Source organism: Acidovorax sp. SRI_002, from assembly GCF_057586455.1.
In genome coordinates this window covers 255,172-272,472 of the sequence record NZ_JBYCZW010000001.1, presented here as the reverse complement: position 1 = coordinate 272,472, position 17,301 = coordinate 255,172, and the positions used below count along the sequence as shown (strand labels likewise).

The following is a 17,301-nucleotide window of genomic DNA, read 5'->3' as shown; positions in this document are numbered from 1 at the left end:
CAGGCTTGCGACCGCGCCAGCCACGGGAGGACCAGCTTGTCTAGCTACTACCTACGCTTCGTTGGCGCCGATACCCTGCCCAAATCGCTATCTAGGCGGGAAGTCGAAGAGTGCTTTGGGCTGAGCATTGAAGACATCCAGGAGCTGCGCCCGCCCCGGTTCAGAGGGACTGCACGCCTTGGCGCTGCAGTCCAACTGGTCATGCTGCGCGCCACCGGGCGGCACCCCGATGCCTTTTCAGGCCTCCCCTCCGTTTTGCTGCGGTACCTGACCTCAGCGCTTGGTATGCATGCGACGGACATCGCTTCGGTGACCTCGCTGTACAAGGACAAGGACACGCGATACGAGCACCAGCTCTGGGCTCGGGAACGTGTCGGCTTCGCGGTAGTAGACGACGACACCACAAAACCGCTCCTGGCAGATGCCCTGGCGGAGCTTTCCGCCTCAGCGGTATCGGTCGATGACCTGATCCAACAGTCAGAACACTGGCTTTTTGATCGTCGGCTCGTCCTGCCTGGTGACCGGACACTGCGTGACATGGCACGCATGGCCTTTGCTGAACAGGAGAATGCCGCAATCGCATCGATCCACGCCTGTGCGCCACGCAAGCAGATTCAGGCGGCGCTCTCACATGCGTTCTCAAAGCGATCAGGACCCGGCGGTCACACCGTGCTGGAGTGGCTGCGCACGCCCCCGGGAAAGCATGGACAGCTCACGCTGAGCGAGGTCACCAAGAAAATCGAGTGCCTCAAGTCACTGCAAGTTCACAAGTGGAAGCTGTCGGCGATTCCATTGAATCGTCTCAGGGCGTACAGCCAGGAGGTGATCAATCGTCCGCCCTCCGCGACGAAGTTTCTTTCGGAAGATCAGCGCGATCTACGCATCGTCTCTTTCCTGCATGTCACCCTCTTGGATCAGACTGATCTCGCCGCAGACATCGGTGCCCGGTGTCTCACGGATCTCTATCGCAAGGCCTCTGGCAAGGTACTCAAGAAGCAGGCCGAAAGTGCTGTGGACCTGCGTGCTGAGCGTGTCAAGCTGAAGGACATTCTCTACGACGCGCAGTTGACCGATGCTCAGATTGTCGCGGCGATGCGCGACTTGGTGCCCAAGAATGGAGAAAACTTTGCCGGCACGCGGGCTCAATTCGTCCGCGAAACACTGGTGAAAGAACAAGCGCCGCGTATGTCGGCCCTGCTGAACGCCCTCGGAGTCCTGGAGATCAAAGGTGAGGAAACAGACAAGGCGCTCAAGCAGCTCAAGACGCTGCGCGATTTGTCCAAACGCGGCATCAGCAGCCTGCCCGAGGGGTTTGATGTGTCGGTTGCAGACCCAGGCTGGCACTCGCTACTGGAAGGCCCTGATCGCAAGGTTGCTCTTGCAGCTCTCAAAGCAAGCGCAGCGACTTCCTTGAAGAAAGCGATCAAGGGCGGAAAGCTATGGCTGGAACACAGTAGCCGCCATCGCAACCGTGCCGATCAGCTGATACCCGAAACGCAGTGGGCCGAGAAACACAAGTCGCTGATCCGTGCTCTGAGCCTGACGGACAATCCCGACAAGTTCCTAGAGCGCGTGCTGGGACGGGTCAAAGCCGGCATCGGTCAACTGGCGCAGGCCGTCGAAGACGGGGCTTTGACTATAGACGGCCAGGGGCATATTCACATTGCACCGATTCAGGCGCTTGAAGTCGAACCTCAGGTCACCAAGACACGCGAGAGCATGTTCAACATGATCGGCGATGCCCAGTTTGGCAACATGCTGGTCGAGATCGACGCAAAAAGCGGCTTTAGCCAGGCTCTGCTAGGCCGCAGGGCCAAAGACATGGCTGAACTGAAGGCCGTCTACGGCGCCCTATACACACACGGAACAGAGAACACTGCCAAAGGTGTATGCGCGATGATCCCAGGCCTGCAGGTGTCTCAGGTCACTATGGCCATGCGTGCAACGGAGGCCAGTGGCCGTTTGCGGGAAGCCAACTCACGGGTCATTGAGTTCCAGCAAAGCATGCCTATTGCCAAACTCTGGGGCCAGGGCGACAAAGCATCCTCTGATTCGATGACGCTCGACACGTCACGGTACCTGCACTCAGCGCGTGTGGAGTACCGCCGCAAGCAGCATGGTGTTGGCATCTATGTGCACATGCTTGATACCTGGGCACTGTTCCACGACCAGCCCATCGTGATCAATGACCGGCAGGCAGCACCAGCGGTGGATGGTGTCGAAGCGCACAACTGTTCCCGGCGCGAGGACCAGATCCGACTATCCCTGCTCGCTGTGGACACCCATGGCTACACCAACGCAGCGATGGCCATCGCCAAGTTGCTGGGCTTCGATCTGTGCGTCCGTTTGCGCCAATTGTCGGAACGCAAGATGTTCTTGGCCAGGGGGGACACTGTGCCGGAAGCTTTGGAGCGCCTAACCGTTGGGAAGGTCTCGCTTGGGAAGATCCGAGCCGGATGGATGGACCTGCTGCACCTGGTTGCCTCTATCCGGCAAGGGCGCTTGACAGCTGGAGAAGCTATCGCCCGCCTTGGCAGCGCGGCACGAGGCGATCCCGTACACGCTGCCGCAGACGAGTTGGGCAAGTTGCTGCGTACGATCTTTTTGTGCGACTACTTCACCATTCCCGAGTTTCGCCGCGAGATGCATGCCTTGCTCAACCGGGGCGAATCTGTACACCAGCTGCAGCGCGCCGTGTACCACGGACGCGTCGGGGTCTCACGCGGGCGCAGGGCTGATGAGTTGCGAGCCATCTCAACAGCGCACACCCTGCTGACCAATGTCGTGATCAGCTGGAACACCATGAAGATGCAAGATGTTGTGGATCGCTGGAAGGTGGCCAAGCACCCAATAGATGAAAGCTGGCTGCGCCGCATCGGACCAGTGCATTTCGAGCACGTGAATTTTCGGGGGACGATTGCGTTCGACATGGATCCTTACATCGATGCGCTTGTTGAGCGCCCAGCCAAGCAGCGTGTGGCACGTTTGCAGTGAATCGTACTTTGAGCCTCTACCGAGCAAACCAGCCGGAGTCAAAACCCGTGTCGAAGTCCTTGCGCTCACCCACCGTGAGCCCTCGCTCGTGCTCCAAGACGCACTCCTGGACGTGCGCAAGTTTTCAAATGTCAGCTCTTTTTGCGTGCGATTTACCGGGTTAGCAGTTTGCAAACATCAATGAAATCAACAACTTAGAGTTTTGCTTAAAAAATAGGCAACTCTTTTTCCGTGCGATTTACCGGGTTAGCAGTTCCGCTCGGTAACGGGGACTTTTCGCTCAGCACGGCGATTGCTCAGTGCTAAACCAAGCCACGTCGCGAATACTTTGCTTGGTACATAGCCTCATCGGCGAGGCGAATGGCCGCGTCACAAGTGCCTTCGCAGGGGTCAGCACAAATCACACCGACACTTGCCCCCGAGTACTCTAGCGTTCGTTGCCCCGCCAATGGGACGCTGCACACTGTCGCTTCCTGAAGGCGCAACTGCAGGCTTCGAATAGCCTCGGCCGCGCCTTGTCCCCGTTCGGGGCCTGGGCCAACGAATACAAACTCGTCTCCCCCAAAACGGCTCAAGAAGTCACTTTCGCGCATGACGGCACGCAATTGGTTTGCAACAGCGCACAACAGCGCGTCGCCCGCTTCGTGGCCGTAGGTATCGTTGACTCGCTTGAAGCCGTCCAGATCGAGAAACGCGACCATGACCATACTGTCTGAGCGACGTGCGCGCGCCTGCAATCGCTCAAGTTCTTCGAACAACGCTCGGCGGTTCGGTGCGCCCGTAAGAGGATCTAGCAGGGCCATGGCCGTGAGCTGCTGGTTTTTGCGCTGAAGCTCCTCCAGAAGTCGCTCGCGCTCGATCTGCTGGGCAATCAGACTGGCAAACAACTGCAGCATTTTTTCGGTCTCGGGCGGAAGCTCAGCGCGTTCGGCGCTAGCTGCGCAGAGAGTGCCATACACTGCGCCATCGGAAAGTCTGACCGGCATGCTCACGTAGGTCTGTATACCCAAGGCAGCTGCAGCTTCCGAATCGCCCCAACAACTCCGCACATCGGCCGTGAACATGCGTCCCTCCTTGAGCGCGCGATAGCAAAGAGTGTCCCCCCAGGGCACGGTCAGGCCCTCGGGTATCACCATAGTGCGAGTGTTTCGAGCGTAGAGCACATGTTGCAAGGCCTGCTCGAAGTTGATTGTCGTGAGGTAGGTTGACTCCAACCGAGTGACCTTCTCAAGCATGTCCAGCAAGGGACGGGCCAAGTCCTCAAGGGTTTTGGCTCTAACGACGGAATCGGATAGTCGGGAGAGAAGCGGATCCATAGCTGCAAAGTCAATTTTTTGAACGGCTGGCACAAGTCGGTCCATCTGCAGATACCGTCCCTCTTGGCACTGTACGCCAGTTTTGTTGTTCCATAGCACTCAAGAAAGAGGCCAAGTCTCCGCTCGCTCGGCTCGCATTTTTTTGGCCTGAATATAGTGGTGCATTCCCAGTTAGTTTCCAGGAGTCTCCGTTGCATCGCTTCGGCAGCCTCTGATTGGCCTCATTCCTGAACATCGAACAATGTTTGGCTCGTAAAGTTATCCGCCATTTCGATTCGGATGCGGAAGTCAACGATATCTTTTCTCTTTTTTCTGCTCAGGATGTGCAGCCTTACTGGTGAGTAAAAGCTTCTTGTTGGCGGGACTTCATATGGCATCCCGTAAATGGTGACCGTGGATGCCGGTTCTTTGTGCTCTAGGACGGAAAACTCCCCTTTGCTTACGATCTCCATCAGGGCTTTACCCCCGTCCGTACAGGCGATTTTCATCTCCGGAGAATTGACAATTTGTGATCTCTCATAGGAAAGTTTGCCTTCAACGATATCGCTCACCCTAGCCAATTCTCGATGGTCCTCGGTGGAAATGCTTGTGAACGTGTCGATCTGCACGCTTTTTCGAAGATATCGGAGTACGCTTCTCGCTCGCTTTACGTAGTAGGCAAATGAGAGTATTTCCCTCATTTCTTCCATAAGTTTGGGGGTATGGAACTTCCCGTCCGCAACCTGGTTTCCATCGATTTCCAAGGCGAATGAGAGGGAGGCCGTGGAGTCAAGAACCGTTTCGAGTAAATTTATGAATGCGTCTAAATAAGGAGGGTTGGCGGCATCCTTTCCATGCCACGCTTTGACGTTGGTAGTCAGAATTGAAACCGAGTGAACACCATCCCCATCGACAGGTGTGAAAATTATTTCCACATCGAGAAGGCCATCAAATAATTTTCCAAAAAATCTGATCTGTTTTCGTCCAGCTGATATTTGTCCAGTAATGTATTCAAAAATCGGACACGCACTCTGCGGTGCCAGTACCTTTAATACTGCTTGACGCATGCCCGGAATGATTGTTATGGATGCCATGTCAGCATCGTTTTGCAACACGTCGAAGAGGTCTGAACCTTCAAACGCTACACCATTGAGTGGCAGTGTCGCTTCGTAACCGTCGTCGAGAGCAGCGCGAAGGCCTCTGCGCCAAACTTCGGCTGACTCCGGGCCAACCTTGATGGAGAAGGACACAGGCTCTTTTACGCCTAAAGTAATCGTTGTTTTACCGCCTGAGTACGTCGTTGAGATAGTGAACCTAGGATCAACAGACTCAAGTTGATTGGCCAGCGCTTTGTGAACGTTGCCTATGGCTTCAGGATAAAAACCGGGCGATTTGTTGCCCATGGCCATGGCCGCCATACGATAAATGTCCCGTTCATCGGGTAGCCGTTTACCTTGCTCCATGAGAGCCCTTGCTTCAGCCGATGCTTTCCATTTCTGAAGCGTTTCTGCAGAGTACGACTTGGGGTCTCGGTCGATGATGGTCGAGCAGGTTTGGCACAGCCAGATGATGTTGCCGAAGCCGCGCCTGTCCTCAACCGTCATCGTTGGAAGATAGCGAGGCCCCCCGGGGGCTGCCGCGTGAATATGCGCGCCGACCCCCACATTGGAAATGTTTTTTTCGCCTGCAGGACCGAATGTGGGTGCACGGCAGTCGGGATTTGAACAACGGCCTGCTACTCGCTGATATGCCTGGATCTTGGTCGGTTTAGTGAAGTCGTCGCGTGCCATGAATGATCGTCATTGACTTTTAATGCAGAGACTGTGTGAGTATTTCTCATTGACTGGCAACAAACGTGCAGGCAAGAAGTGGGCTTCCGTCAAATTCTTCTTGCGGTCAGACTTGGGCGACGCTTGAAACAGCGCGACCAAGGTTCGCTGTGTTTCAATGTCCGCCTGCAGAATCTGTTACACCTCAATAGTTAATTCTGAATATAACAATTCTCAGAGTCTGAGGCACTATTCGGCAACCGCCTAGCCTTGCGACATCGCCACCTTGAAATCCTCGTAGTTAAAAATTTTCAAAGGCGTAGCTGCCGGATTTCCTTCAACATCAGGTACGTCAAGTCGAAGATTTTTTTCAAAGTAAAAGAGAAGTGCTTTTCTAATAGAGATGGAAAGCTCCCCATCCACCATTTCATAGTCTTCCATGACTCCTCGTTTCTGAACCTCATTAAGCTTCGGGTTAGGATAAAGCCGAACTTCAAACAGTTCATTCCAAGCGGTGTCGTTGGCGATGGCGCCTTCAGCTTTGCCATATTCTCTGGTGGCATCACAGCGAGATAGAAGGAAATCGCGGAAAGCGTGCCTGTTGTGACAGAAGGCGCGGACGTGCCATCGCGCACCATCGTTCACAAGCGAGTGGGGGGAAAGCCACCTCCATGCTTTGTCCAGATTGGCGTTGTTCATCGATTGATACGAAACCTCAATCGCCCGCTTTTCTCGTATCGCCTTTGTCATCGCCCGAAGCACATCCGACTTCACCCGCCTGGAAGGAACGGGCATAAGTGCAGCACTCGGTACATCCCCCATCCAAGAGTCCAGCAGACGAATGCGATCCCCAGACGCATCGTGCAGATGAGCCAGATAGACATCTGCTCTGAGGTCTAGAAAGAGTGGCTGAAAGTGTTCCGTGCTGACGTACCGCTTCTCACTGGAGTCGTACACCAGGTTGCGAGGAGCAAGCTGTTGGTACAAGCCAAGGTCTGCAGATGCCTGAGGGGTGGAGACTCCAAATTTTTCAGTGATATCTCCGCGCCGGACGCCGCCTTCCCAGTAGAGACGGAACTCAATGAATTCGAGGCGTCGTTCGGTGCCCCAGCGAATTTTGTCAGCCGTAGTCTTCATGCGTATAGTTACTTGACAGGTAAAAAAGCAATACCCATAATGAAACTATACGCAAAGGACTGATCCTTGTCCACGCGGGTTACATTGGGAGATAGCTGTGAGCCACACTTGGAACCACGAACGCGCCAGTACCCACATCGACAAGAAGATGGAGGATGTGGAGATCGTCATCGTCAAGCAGTATGGGCGCGACATGTCGCTTGAGTCCATTGCGACCAATGCAGCGTACCGCGTCGATGGCGTTCACATGTACGCAGACATCCAAAATCTGCGTGAAATGTTGAATGTGACTGACGTGGAAGGCCCGGATTGTCACAAGCGCACGCTGCGATTTCTCGACCAACACTATCGCGCTGTCAATCGCATCCTCAGGCGTGTTGACGCTCGCCGGGTGGACTTTCACAACCAGCGGCTCCATTCTCTTTTCACCAAACCATACAACTCCGAGACTGGAGCTGAGAAGAAACGCGTGCAACGTGCAGTCGCAACAGCACAGCTCATGATTGACGTCTTGAATGAGACCAAAGATGACGATGCAAAGATACCCGCAGCAGTCTTGCGCGTTGGCATCGACACAGGGGAGACTCTGGCTGTTAATAACGGACGCAGCGGGAATCGCGAACCATTGTTCCTGGGAGATGCCGCGAATCATGCTGCGAAATTGGCCAGCAACCTGTCCACGAAGGGTATCTACCTTACGAATGCTGCAAGATTGGCGATTGGCCTCAAGGAAGTCGATGCGCCCGCAAAGACGGCTTTGACCAAGGACGAAATTAAAGAATGCCAAGACGCCGCAGACCTCGATGTCACAGCCGCAACCATCGTCAAAGAGTGGCGGGAAGACCAGAAAAACAATCCTTTGGGGGGCTTTGTTTTCACTCGGCATACGCCTCCGTTTTCGACTATGGACATTCCTGCACTGACGCCCGGCAACTCGCGCCGCCAGGAGGCGGTGAGCATCTACGCAGACATCGACGGCTTTACGGCTTATGTCGCAGACAACATTGAGAACAACGCTGAGAACGTAGTCCGTGTGCTTCACGTGTTGCGTGCCGAACTCGAACGCGTGCTCACCACAGAATTCAAGGGACGTCGAATCCGCTTTATTGGGGACTGCATCCATGGCCTGATTTGTGAGGGTACTGCAGCAACTACGGAAGTGCAGGATACGATTTCCGAGGCCACACGTCTGGCTGGAGCATTCCGCAGCAGCTTCGATCTTTCTATAGAGAAGCTTGAAAAGAAGAAGTATTTTTCGGGAAAGATGGGTCTTGCTATCGGCTTCGATTACGGCCCAATGACAGTAACCCGTCTCGGCCTGAAGGGGAGTCGTGTTCGCTGTTCGGTGAGTCGTGGAGTGCTTTCCTCGGAGGACGAACAGGTCCGCTGCAAAGGAACAGAAACGGCCATCGGCCAGAGCGCCTATGACGAGGCTTCTGACGCGGTAAAGAAGGTGTTCGGCAACAAGCGCATAGTCGCAAACCTCGACTACTTTGAGGCCACAGAAGCACTCGCTGATAACGGCGACAAAGCCGCCAACAGCGCCCGCTCGGCTGGCACGGTCGCCGGCACGCCTGCTATTGCTAAAGCCCAAGAGCAGGTGGTCCGGCCTTACTGTCGGGTAAAGGGGGCGTAATGCCGACTGCAGTCGAATTCATCGCGGCTGTCGCGCCCGCGTACAACGCAGCCGCTGAGCATGTATCGGCCGTGAGCGTCATTCTCCGATTCAATCTTGCTCTCAGTGATGGTCGGGCTGTCCCTTACGAAATCGAAGCCAAACAGGTCGGGGACAGGAAGGCGATCGCAAAGGAGTGCCAACCGATCAATTTGCCCGAGTTCTGCCCCCAGCGCCATATCAATTCTGACGGCTCCTTCTGTCTTTATTGGTGGGAAGTGTCCAACTTAGACATTTCGGATGAGCAGACGGCGCACGCATGGTGGGGAACCCTGTGGAAGTTCCTGACGCTCCAGGCCCGGGTAAAAAGAGCTCGGCGTTGGCCAAACGAGAATGAGTGGGCCCACGGTGCAGCAGCTGTCCACCAGCATAAAGCAGAGCTAGCAGCGCATGAGCTCGGAGGCGAGTATGAGATCGCGCTGAAAGAAAGACGGCTTTCAGTCGTAGAGAAGAAGCGCGTCTTGCAGCTCTTTAAAGACAAGAAACATCTATACAGCGTTTGGCTCGACTCCAAGAAGGTTGTGAACCTTAAGCAGCGTTGCATATGCGGTTCGACTGGGAAAAAGGGTCGCAAAAGACTTCGTAGGTGTGGCTCACATGCTTCAGACGCATCCCAACTGGCTGTAGCTCTCCTTTTGTGGGAAATCGAAGAAAAAGCATTTTGGCACTCCTTTCGAGACAGGCAATGCTGTGGGACTTGTGACGACTGCCCGCTGCAGCGCTGATCACCTAAAACCTGCTCAATTTCAAAATGAGTACAAGTCAAGACAAACTGTCCAGCGCCCAATGGATTTTTGAGCGAACGCTTGGCTGGATTGCCTCAGCTGAAATCAAGGTCGGTGCAATTACCGCCATCGATTTGGCAATGCTCACGGCTTTGGGTGCGTTCTTTAGCGCAGAGCCATCAAAAAATCCCTGGGCAATTTTCTTCGGTGCGAGTGCCGCAGGTGGGCTATTCATTGCATTGTTCTGTACAGCAATGGTGCTCTCCCCTCGCCTAAAAGATGGGCCCAAAGAATCGCTAATATTTTTCGGCGCAATTGCATCGATACCACGCACAGACTACGTCAAGAAATTAAAGACAGTTAGCGAGCAGGACATCCTCAAAGACGTTGCGGCTCAGATTCATCGAAATTCCGAAATTGCGCAGAAAAAACATGATTACGTCAAAAAATGTCTACTCTGGTCGTTGTTTTCTGTGATTCCATGGATCTCGACGGTGGGTCTTCTCGTCAAGTACTGATCGATATACCACAACGGCCCTGAATTACCTCCGCGTAACTGGAGTAGAGAGATTGCTACAGCGACCGCCAAGGCGCTGCATCAAGCGAATTGAAAGAAATACAAATAAAATCCAGAGGAACCAAATTAATGGTCACAAAAATTCTGCTTGGACCCGTACTCTCATTTCGGGGATCCTCAAAAGGTCAATGGAAGGTCAGCGCGCTCATCGGCATTGGTGAACTTGATAAAGCACCAAAACTTGTGGTTGATGGGAAAGCGGCATCAAACAGCTTGGTGCTACTCAAGCATGGCGGACGCCAGTATCTGCGCTACGACCTGACAACGAAGCAAGGCAATCAGGAGCGCAAGGTTGAGTACACCATCGAAGGTGTTGACGAGATATGGCATTTCACGATGCCAGGAAGGGACTATGCACCTCGCATGGCCTACGTGTCATGCAATGGCTTTTCGGACCCCAGCAGCATTCGCAAGTTGATCAAGGGCGAGAACGCCGTCTGGGCGGATCTGCTATGCAACCACGACAAGCAAGTGCGCCCTGCGGGATACATGCTCGACAAGGAGCAGCTTTGGCATGAGTCAAGGACCCATGACAAGGATCTACAGCGTTTCCACTTGCTGCTGATGGGGGGAGATCAAATCTACTTTGACTCAATCTGGGAAGACGTCAAAGAACTGAAGGGGTGGATAGGGCTGTCCAGGGATGAGCAATTGGTGTTCCCCGTTGGCCCCGAGCTGGAGGCGAGGATTGAGGACTACTACCTCAGGCTGTATGCGGACAGATGGCTACCCAAAGTGCGAGGCGCTTGGGATGCCAATACAAAGCCGCTTGATGCGGCGCAGGCCATGGCGCGGACTCCCACAGTGATGATGTGGGATGACCACGACATCTTCGATGGCTGGGGTTCCTACAGCTGCGAGATGCAGCACAGTCCACTGTTTCAAAGACTCTTCCATCATGCACGACGAGCATTCTGGGTGTTCCAGATGCAGCATGCGGCAGAGCGGCTTCCTGAGTTGGTGCCGAGAGACGACGTGCAAGTCAGGGCGAATGACCCGCTCTTCAAGAAAATTGAGTGGACGGAAGCACTCAAAGGCGATGCCCTCGCGTTGCCTCTACTGGATCTACAACCCGGTTTCAGTTTCGCGCACGCTATCGGCCCCGTGCAGCTGCTGGTTGCGGACCTGCGAACCGAACGCTCTCACGAACAAGTACTGGGCCCCGACACATGGACCGCACTGAAGGCTTGGCTCAAGCAAATTCCAGAGAACGGGCGCAAACATCCGGGGGAAGGATGTCAGCACCTGCTGTTCATGTCATCCGTCCCGGTCGTGCACCCAAAGCTTTCACTGGCTGAGGCGTTCCTGGACAATTTCGGCTCCGACAACGTGCTCGATAGCAGTGCAGATGATCTGAAAGATCACTGGACCCATGATGACCATGAAGGCGAGAGGCTGCGTCTACTCGAAACCCTGTTCGCAACCGCAAAGGCCAAGCAACTCAGGGTCGCCATCGTCTCGGGGGATGTGCATGTGGCGGCACATGGGGTTGCCTACCGTAAAAATGTGGGTCCACAAGACAACTGGGCACAGATCCAGCAATTGACATCGACCGCTGTGGTCCACCCATCGCTGGTATCTGTTCCTGAGCGATTGTTTTTTCACGTCCTGGATAGCGTGGGCAGGATCACGCAGAACTTGGACGTAAACACCAGTGCGGAGATGCTGATCTTTCCGCAGTCGAACCGGCGGGTCATGGCTGCTCGGAACTGGCTCGCGATCGAGCTAGACATTGGGGCGGGCAATGTCGCGGGCTCCAAGCTCTGGGCCACTTGGCGATGCGAAACGAAAGATGGGGTCTCGAATCACCTGATGGCTGTGGAGCCAACGGCTGTGCCAGAGGTGGCATTGCTCCATTCGTAGTCCATGCTGCCGTTGCAGCGATGCCGCCGATCGATTCAGGAGGCCACGTGGACGTAAACAGAAACCCATTCGTACAACTTCAACCGCATTACTGGCGCATACACGCCAAGTACTACAGATAAAAAGGAAGACATGCTTCAACGACTACAAGGCGAAGAGGGCCGTCGCCTGCGGGTGCAAGCTATGCTGTCTCAGAAGATGGTCATGGGCAATCGAGAACTAGCTGAGTACTTGGCTGACAATGCAAAGTTCTTCGAGGTGACAAATGGTCACGTGCTGATCCAGCAGGATGCGGCCGACAACGATGTGTTTTTTGTTGTGACCGGCGCGTTCACCGTGTTGGTCAACGGGCATATCGTGGCGCGCCGCTTCCCCAACGACCACATTGGCGAGATGGCTGCCGTGGAGATGACGCAAAAGCGTGCGGCTTCTTTAGTAGCCACGGAGCTTAGCGTTGTGGCCCAGATCTCGGAAGCGCAGTTCTCGGCCATTGGCAGCAAGTACCCAGAGGTGTATCTAGCAGTAGCTCGCGAACTGTCGCGACGGCTCCACCAGCGCAACGCACATGTTGGCGCGGCTCGCGACCGCATCAAGGTGTTCGTCATCTCCTCAAGGGAGTCCCTCGCTGTTGCGCGCGTTGTACAGAATGCACTTTCATACGACAACTTTGTCGTGAAACCCTGGACTGACGATGTATTCCGCGTAGCAAACTACCCGCTTCAGAGCCTTTTCGACGCGGTATACGACGCAGATTTCGCCGTTGCGATTGCTCATGCCGACGACACTACAACGGTCCGTGGTCAGAGTTGGCCTACACCGCGCGACAACGTGATCTTCGAACTTGGTATGGCCATGGGACACCTTGGTAAGGACCGGGCGATATTGATGGAGTCACGCGAGCACGGGGTAAAGTTGCCAAGTGACATGACCGGTATCACGACTATCCCCTATAGGTATGAGCCTGGCTGTGATGCCGCAGCATTGATGGGGCCGGCATGTAACCAGCTACGAGATCATATTCTGCGTCTCGGGCTGAACCTCTGAGATTTTGAAGGCCGATAGACAGCGACCAAGGGATGCTCCACAAGTACGCGGAGACATCACGCCCATAGATATTCAAGGCTGCGCCACCCCATCACTCACCTGCCGCCTGAGCTGTCTACCAATCGCTTTTTACGCCCAGCGGTTGACGATGGTTGAAACTGAGCAACCAAGGTTCGCAAAATGTCAGCCTCCGCCTTGTGTTGTGCCACCGCCTGCAGTGCCTGCTGTAACTCAACACCTTGCAGCTGGTTCACGCGGGCGCTCTCGGCTAGCGAAGCCCGTGCGCTCTCCAGGGCTGCGGCCAGTCGCGTCTGAGCTGCGTTGGCCTCCAGGACCTTGGCATGGTGATCACGCTCCACTTCTGCGAGCTTGCCCCGCAGTTGCTCCAGTTGCTTGTCTACCTGCGTTCGAGCAGTGCGCTCCCGATCAATTTCACGAAGCGCGCGGCGCTCGGCCTCGGCCGCACGCGAGGCCGCCTCATCGATGGCCGCACGCCCCTTGTCAAGTTCAGCGCTGAAATGCTGCCTGTTTTTTGATTGCTCCAGCTTCAGTTCATCCACCTGCCTGGAGAGTGCCTCGCCTCGTGCAGTGCTCGCAGCATGTGCACGCCGCTCTTGCTCCAACTCCGCAGCAAGGCCCTGAACTCGGATCTCCAGTTCAGCAGCTTTGCTCTGTGCGGTCTGTATTTGGGCCTCCAGGGCAGTGCTTCGCTGCTGAGCCTCCTGCAGCTCTGTCTGGGCGCTTTGGGCTTCCGTACGGGCTTCTACGCGCAGCACCGCCAGTTCCTCGCGCGCCAACCCTGTCGCCTGGGTCCACAGCACGCTGACCGCCTGGCCTGCGGCCTCTTTAAGCGCCTCCGGTAGATCGGGGTGATCGATCTCTACCCGGGCCTTGCCGCGCAGATCCTCCCAGAACTTGGCCAGCGCTTCGGCTGGGGCGCTCATGGAGCCTTTTCGCACGTGCTGATACAGCTTGCTCGCGGTGGGCGTGATGCCGTACCGGAAAAACAGCAACGCGCACACCTCGCGGTACAACGCTTTGGTATCGCTGAAACGCTCCCGCAGGGCTTCAACTTCGGCTTGGATTTCGGATTCTTCGCTCATTTTAAAATAATACAACGTATAACGTATGAATCATTGATTTATTTTCAAATCTCTGGACATAATTACTCTAATGTCCATAGAATTTGGCTCATGAGCAGTTTGATCGTCGCACCAGCCGTTTGGGCACATCTTGAGCCTTTGGAGGGCTTGGTGCTACCCCTCCACCTCTCAGGCGAGCGGGGACGCAATCGGGCCCAGGGCCTACCCCAGGTTGCGGCCAATGACGACCGCTCTGCGGTTTTGGCTTGGCTGGCGCGCTATAAGGATTCACCAACCACGTTGTCCAGCTATCGCAAGGAGGCGGAAAGGCTGCTGCTTTGGTGCGTGCATCAGCACGGAAAGGCGCTGTCCGATCTGACCCATGAGGATTTCCTGGCCTACGAGTCCTTTCTACAAGATCCCCAACCGACACATCGATGGGTCATGCAGGTCGCTCAGAAGGCGCCGAGGTCCTCGCCCCACTGGCGTCCTTTCGCCAAGCCGCTGGACCGGCAGAGCCAGCGCCAGGCACTTTCCATCCTCAACAGCCTCTTCAACTGGCTAGTTCAAGCCGGGTATCTGGCAGGCAATCCCTTGGCTCTGCGCCGCCGCAAATCAGTGGCTCGCCCCGCCAATACCAGCAGGTTCTTGCCGCATGAGCACTGGGCTCAAGTGCGAGCAACCATCGAGTCGCTGCCAACCGGCACACCTCGCCTTGCCGCCCAAGCGGCCCGATACCGATGGCTCTTTTCACTTCTCTACATCGGGGGCCTGCGGATTTCGGAGGTCTGCAACAACTCCATGGGCGACTTTTACTGGCGACGGGGAGCCGATGGCCGGGAGCGCTGGTGGCTGGAGATTCGGGGCAAGGGAGAAAAAACCAGAGTGATCCCAGCTACGGACGAATTGGTTTCAGAGCTGATGCGCTACCGAAAGTCGAATGACCTGGGGCCTCTACCTCGTGAGGGCGATTCCGCCCCACTGCTCCTGCCGTTGATTGGTGGGGCCAAACCTATGGGACGCAGCGCGGTGCACGAGTTGGTCAAGACAATCTTCCGCGAAACCGCAGCCCGCCTGCGCGCCCTGGGTACTGACCATGAAGCCGCCGCATCGCATGTGGAGAAGGCCTCCGCCCACTGGATGAGACATACGGCGGGCACGCACCAGAGCGACAACATGGATCTCAAGGCCGTACGCGACAACCTTGGACACGCAAATATTTCCACCACCAGCATCTATGTGCATACGGAAGATGATGCGCGCCATGACCAGACCTCTGGGGCTCATAGGTTGGGATGGTCGGCGCCATGACAAAACGCGTCTGCTTTTGCAAGCGATCAAGAGACCGACTGATTTGCCCAGCGAATCAAAGCACGTTCTCTGCGGGTCAGCAGCAAAAACACCCGCCAATCAAGCAAAAAAAAGCCCTGCATTGCAGGGCTTTGTAGGGAGGGACGTTGAGCCAGTTGCTGTCGTGCTAGCACGATCGGGCGTTTGGGTCAGGGTCCCTTAGCGGGGAGGTAATCTGGTACCTAAGCGTTAATAATACTCCACATGCTTACACCCGTCAATCCAATCGATGCAGTGGCTTTCGGGCGTTTGATGGAGTTTCTCTCTCCGGACCCGCCCTGGAACCGCTCCCTCTGGAGCATCGGCTTGGTACTGGGTATGCAAGAACTCTGCGAGGCGTCCATCATGCTTCAGACGGGGACCCTGAGCGAAGCGTCTGTGAAAAGGATCTGCTCATCACTGCAGCTCAAGATGGGAAAAGACCCAGCCCTGTCTGCCGCAGAAAAGCTCCACCTGCGACAACAGATAGGCCACCCCCCCAAGGTTGGCGGCCCTGCTCATCACACTGTTGCTCAAATGGCTAACGCCCTCAACACGGACTACCTTCGCCGCTGGGCGGGGATCGCGGGTAAAGGGGAGCACACCGTCGAGATGTTTGCAAGAAGCGTGGCGTCTCACGTTCTTGATGCAGGATTTTCTGCCCAGCATGTCCGCCAGCTCTTGAAAGCCAAAGCTTCAGGTCCCGATCCAATTACGCTTGCTGAGATCTGTGAAGAGTTGCATGGGATGCAAACGAGCAACCCCATCCGACCTTTCGAGGTCCTGCTGGCGTTCCATCGCCCTCCCAAACTCACCCATGGTCTTCCCACCAACTGGCTGGAAGCGGAGGAAGTGACCCAATGGCTTGTGGCGCACCGCTTCGACACAGCAAATGTTCGCGCCCCAGCTGCAATTGTCTTGTCGGTCAACGCCCGTGACAGCGGCGCTGCAGCACAGGTTGCCCGTGAGATGTCCGATAGGTTTGCTGCGCGGGCACGAATCGCGACAGGCAAGCCGTTGGACCTGTACCCAGACCTATGGGTTGCGGGAGAATCCGCGCCGACCTCGTTGCTCGGGGAGTCACGAGGTGTGCGAGTCAAGGAGCTGGACCGGGAGGGTCGCGTCTTCACAACGCAGAGATCTGACGACAGCGTCGAAGCAGCCCTGGAATTGCTTGCCCACCTTGATGAAAGCTCACCACCCGCCGCTATTGCTGGCGGCTGGGGGGCAATTGAAGGTCTGTTGGCAGACCCAGGAGATAGAGCGACAGCCGCTGACAATCTTGCGTCGCTAGTCGCTTGCTCGTTTCCGCGCCAGGAACTGACATCGCTTTCTTACAGGGCTCAGAAGGAGCATCCCCATATTGCAGCCATGCTGAGCGGCCTTGAAACCAACAGGAAACGATCCGAGAAGCTGGCTGAGCTAATCAATGAGGGAAGCCTGCCAGACCTCAAGGCCATGGCCGATCGAGCAGCTGTGCAGCGAGTACGCAAGATGCTTGCTGAGCCCTCCACCGAGCTGAAAACAGTAAGGGACACCATTGCCGAGGCGTTCCACCGTCTTTATCGACAAAGAAATCTGGTTTTGCACGGCGGGCGATTGGACAGCGTTACTTTGAAGGCCAGTCTGAGAACTGTTTCTAAGCTGGCAGGGGCTGGAATGGACCGGATCACGCATGGCCACTACGTGCAATCTGTGCGTCCGCTGGAGTTAGTTGCCCGAGCCAACCTTTCTATTGCGCTCATCAGCAAGGAGCGTGCACTGGATTGCGTGGATCTTCTTGAGTAGAGGTGAACCGCCCCGGGTTTCAA

12 protein-coding genes are annotated in these 17,301 nt (G+C 55.7%); 8 read left to right on the top strand and 4 right to left on the bottom strand.

What is annotated here, in order from left to right:
- The first annotated feature begins 36 nt into the window (after positions 1-36).
- Positions 37-2,994: a Tn3 family transposase gene (locus AC2YJX_RS01180; RefSeq protein ID WP_487255017.1), complete on the top strand. Its 2,958-nt coding sequence runs from the start codon at positions 37-39 to the stop codon at positions 2,992-2,994.
- A 302-nt stretch (positions 2,995-3,296) separates the two neighbouring features.
- Here AC2YJX_RS01180 and AC2YJX_RS01175 read toward each other — a convergent pair whose 3' ends face one another.
- The 3 genes from AC2YJX_RS01175 to AC2YJX_RS01165 form a co-directional block, all read right to left on the bottom strand.
- On the bottom strand, positions 3,297-4,310 hold the full coding sequence (locus AC2YJX_RS01175) for a sensor domain-containing diguanylate cyclase (protein WP_487255407.1): 1,014 nt from the start codon (positions 4,308-4,310) through the stop codon (positions 3,297-3,299).
- Positions 4,311-4,531: 221 nt separating this feature from the next.
- The gene (locus tag AC2YJX_RS01170; RefSeq protein ID WP_487255016.1) at positions 4,532-6,079 is read right to left on the bottom strand and encodes a hypothetical protein; all 1,548 of its coding nucleotides are present in this window, start codon (positions 6,077-6,079) and stop codon (positions 4,532-4,534) included.
- A 243-nt stretch (positions 6,080-6,322) separates the two neighbouring features.
- A complete protein-coding gene (locus AC2YJX_RS01165) occupies positions 6,323-7,195 on the bottom strand; it encodes a helix-turn-helix transcriptional regulator (RefSeq protein ID WP_487255015.1) in 873 nt (290 codons plus the stop codon).
- Between the two features lie 97 nt (positions 7,196-7,292).
- On the opposite strand from AC2YJX_RS01165, the gene AC2YJX_RS01160 reads away from it, so the two are divergent.
- The 5 genes from AC2YJX_RS01160 (at position 7,293) to AC2YJX_RS01140 (ending at position 13,079) form a co-directional block, all read left to right on the top strand.
- Positions 7,293-8,831: a transcriptional regulator gene (locus tag AC2YJX_RS01160; protein ID WP_487255014.1), complete on the top strand. Its 1,539-nt coding sequence runs from the start codon at positions 7,293-7,295 to the stop codon at positions 8,829-8,831.
- Positions 8,831-9,595, top strand: a complete 765-nt coding sequence (locus AC2YJX_RS01155) for an E2 domain-associated cysteine-rich protein (protein ID WP_487255013.1) — start codon at positions 8,831-8,833, stop codon at positions 9,593-9,595. The genes AC2YJX_RS01160 and AC2YJX_RS01155 overlap by 1 nt, the downstream gene beginning before the upstream one ends.
- Positions 9,596-9,621: 26 nt before the next feature.
- Positions 9,622-10,113 carry a Pycsar system effector family protein gene (locus tag AC2YJX_RS01150; RefSeq protein ID WP_487255012.1) on the top strand — a complete coding sequence of 164 codons (492 nt, stop codon included), beginning with the start codon at positions 9,622-9,624 and terminating at the stop codon, positions 10,111-10,113.
- A 128-nt stretch (positions 10,114-10,241) separates the two neighbouring features.
- Positions 10,242-12,035: an alkaline phosphatase D family protein gene (locus AC2YJX_RS01145; protein ID WP_487255011.1), complete on the top strand. Its 1,794-nt coding sequence runs from the start codon at positions 10,242-10,244 to the stop codon at positions 12,033-12,035.
- 132 nt (positions 12,036-12,167) lie between these two features.
- Positions 12,168-13,079 (top strand): TIR domain-containing protein, encoded by a 912-nt coding sequence (locus tag AC2YJX_RS01140; protein WP_487255010.1) that lies wholly within the window; start codon positions 12,168-12,170, stop codon positions 13,077-13,079.
- 95 nt (positions 13,080-13,174) lie between these two features.
- On the opposite strand, the gene AC2YJX_RS01135 is transcribed toward AC2YJX_RS01140, so the two are convergent.
- Positions 13,175-14,182, bottom strand: coding sequence for a DNA-binding protein (locus tag AC2YJX_RS01135; protein ID WP_487255009.1), 1,008 nt, complete (start codon positions 14,180-14,182; stop codon positions 13,175-13,177).
- Between the two features lie 90 nt (positions 14,183-14,272).
- Between AC2YJX_RS01135 and AC2YJX_RS01130 the strand changes: the two genes are divergently transcribed.
- Positions 14,273-15,472 carry a tyrosine-type recombinase/integrase gene (locus AC2YJX_RS01130; protein ID WP_487255008.1) on the top strand — a complete coding sequence of 400 codons (1,200 nt, stop codon included), beginning with the start codon at positions 14,273-14,275 and terminating at the stop codon, positions 15,470-15,472.
- A 243-nt stretch (positions 15,473-15,715) separates the two neighbouring features.
- A complete protein-coding gene (locus AC2YJX_RS01125; RefSeq protein WP_487255007.1) occupies positions 15,716-17,278 on the top strand; it encodes an integrase in 1,563 nt (520 codons plus the stop codon).
- Positions 17,279-17,301 lie beyond the last annotated feature (23 nt).

Excerpts from the sequence above, each read along its gene's own strand:
- AC2YJX_RS01175 (WP_487255407.1), bottom strand. The coding sequence starts at position 4,310 with ATGGATCCGCTTCTCTCCCGACTATCCGATTCCGTCGTTAGAGCCAAA.
- AC2YJX_RS01170 (WP_487255016.1), bottom strand. The coding sequence starts at position 6,079 with ATGGCACGCGACGACTTCACTAAACCGACCAAGATCCAGGCATATCAG.
- AC2YJX_RS01165 (WP_487255015.1), bottom strand. The coding sequence starts at position 7,195 with ATGAAGACTACGGCTGACAAAATTCGCTGGGGCACCGAACGACGCCTC.
- AC2YJX_RS01155 (WP_487255013.1), top strand. The coding sequence starts at position 8,831 with ATGCCGACTGCAGTCGAATTCATCGCGGCTGTCGCGCCCGCGTACAAC.
- AC2YJX_RS01150 (WP_487255012.1), top strand. The coding sequence starts at position 9,622 with ATGAGTACAAGTCAAGACAAACTGTCCAGCGCCCAATGGATTTTTGAG.
- AC2YJX_RS01145 (WP_487255011.1), top strand. The coding sequence starts at position 10,242 with ATGGTCACAAAAATTCTGCTTGGACCCGTACTCTCATTTCGGGGATCC.
- AC2YJX_RS01140 (WP_487255010.1), top strand. The coding sequence starts at position 12,168 with ATGCTTCAACGACTACAAGGCGAAGAGGGCCGTCGCCTGCGGGTGCAA.
- AC2YJX_RS01135 (WP_487255009.1), bottom strand. The coding sequence starts at position 14,182 with ATGAGCGAAGAATCCGAAATCCAAGCCGAAGTTGAAGCCCTGCGGGAG.
- AC2YJX_RS01130 (WP_487255008.1), top strand. The coding sequence starts at position 14,273 with ATGAGCAGTTTGATCGTCGCACCAGCCGTTTGGGCACATCTTGAGCCT.
- AC2YJX_RS01125 (WP_487255007.1), top strand. The coding sequence starts at position 15,716 with ATGCTTACACCCGTCAATCCAATCGATGCAGTGGCTTTCGGGCGTTTG.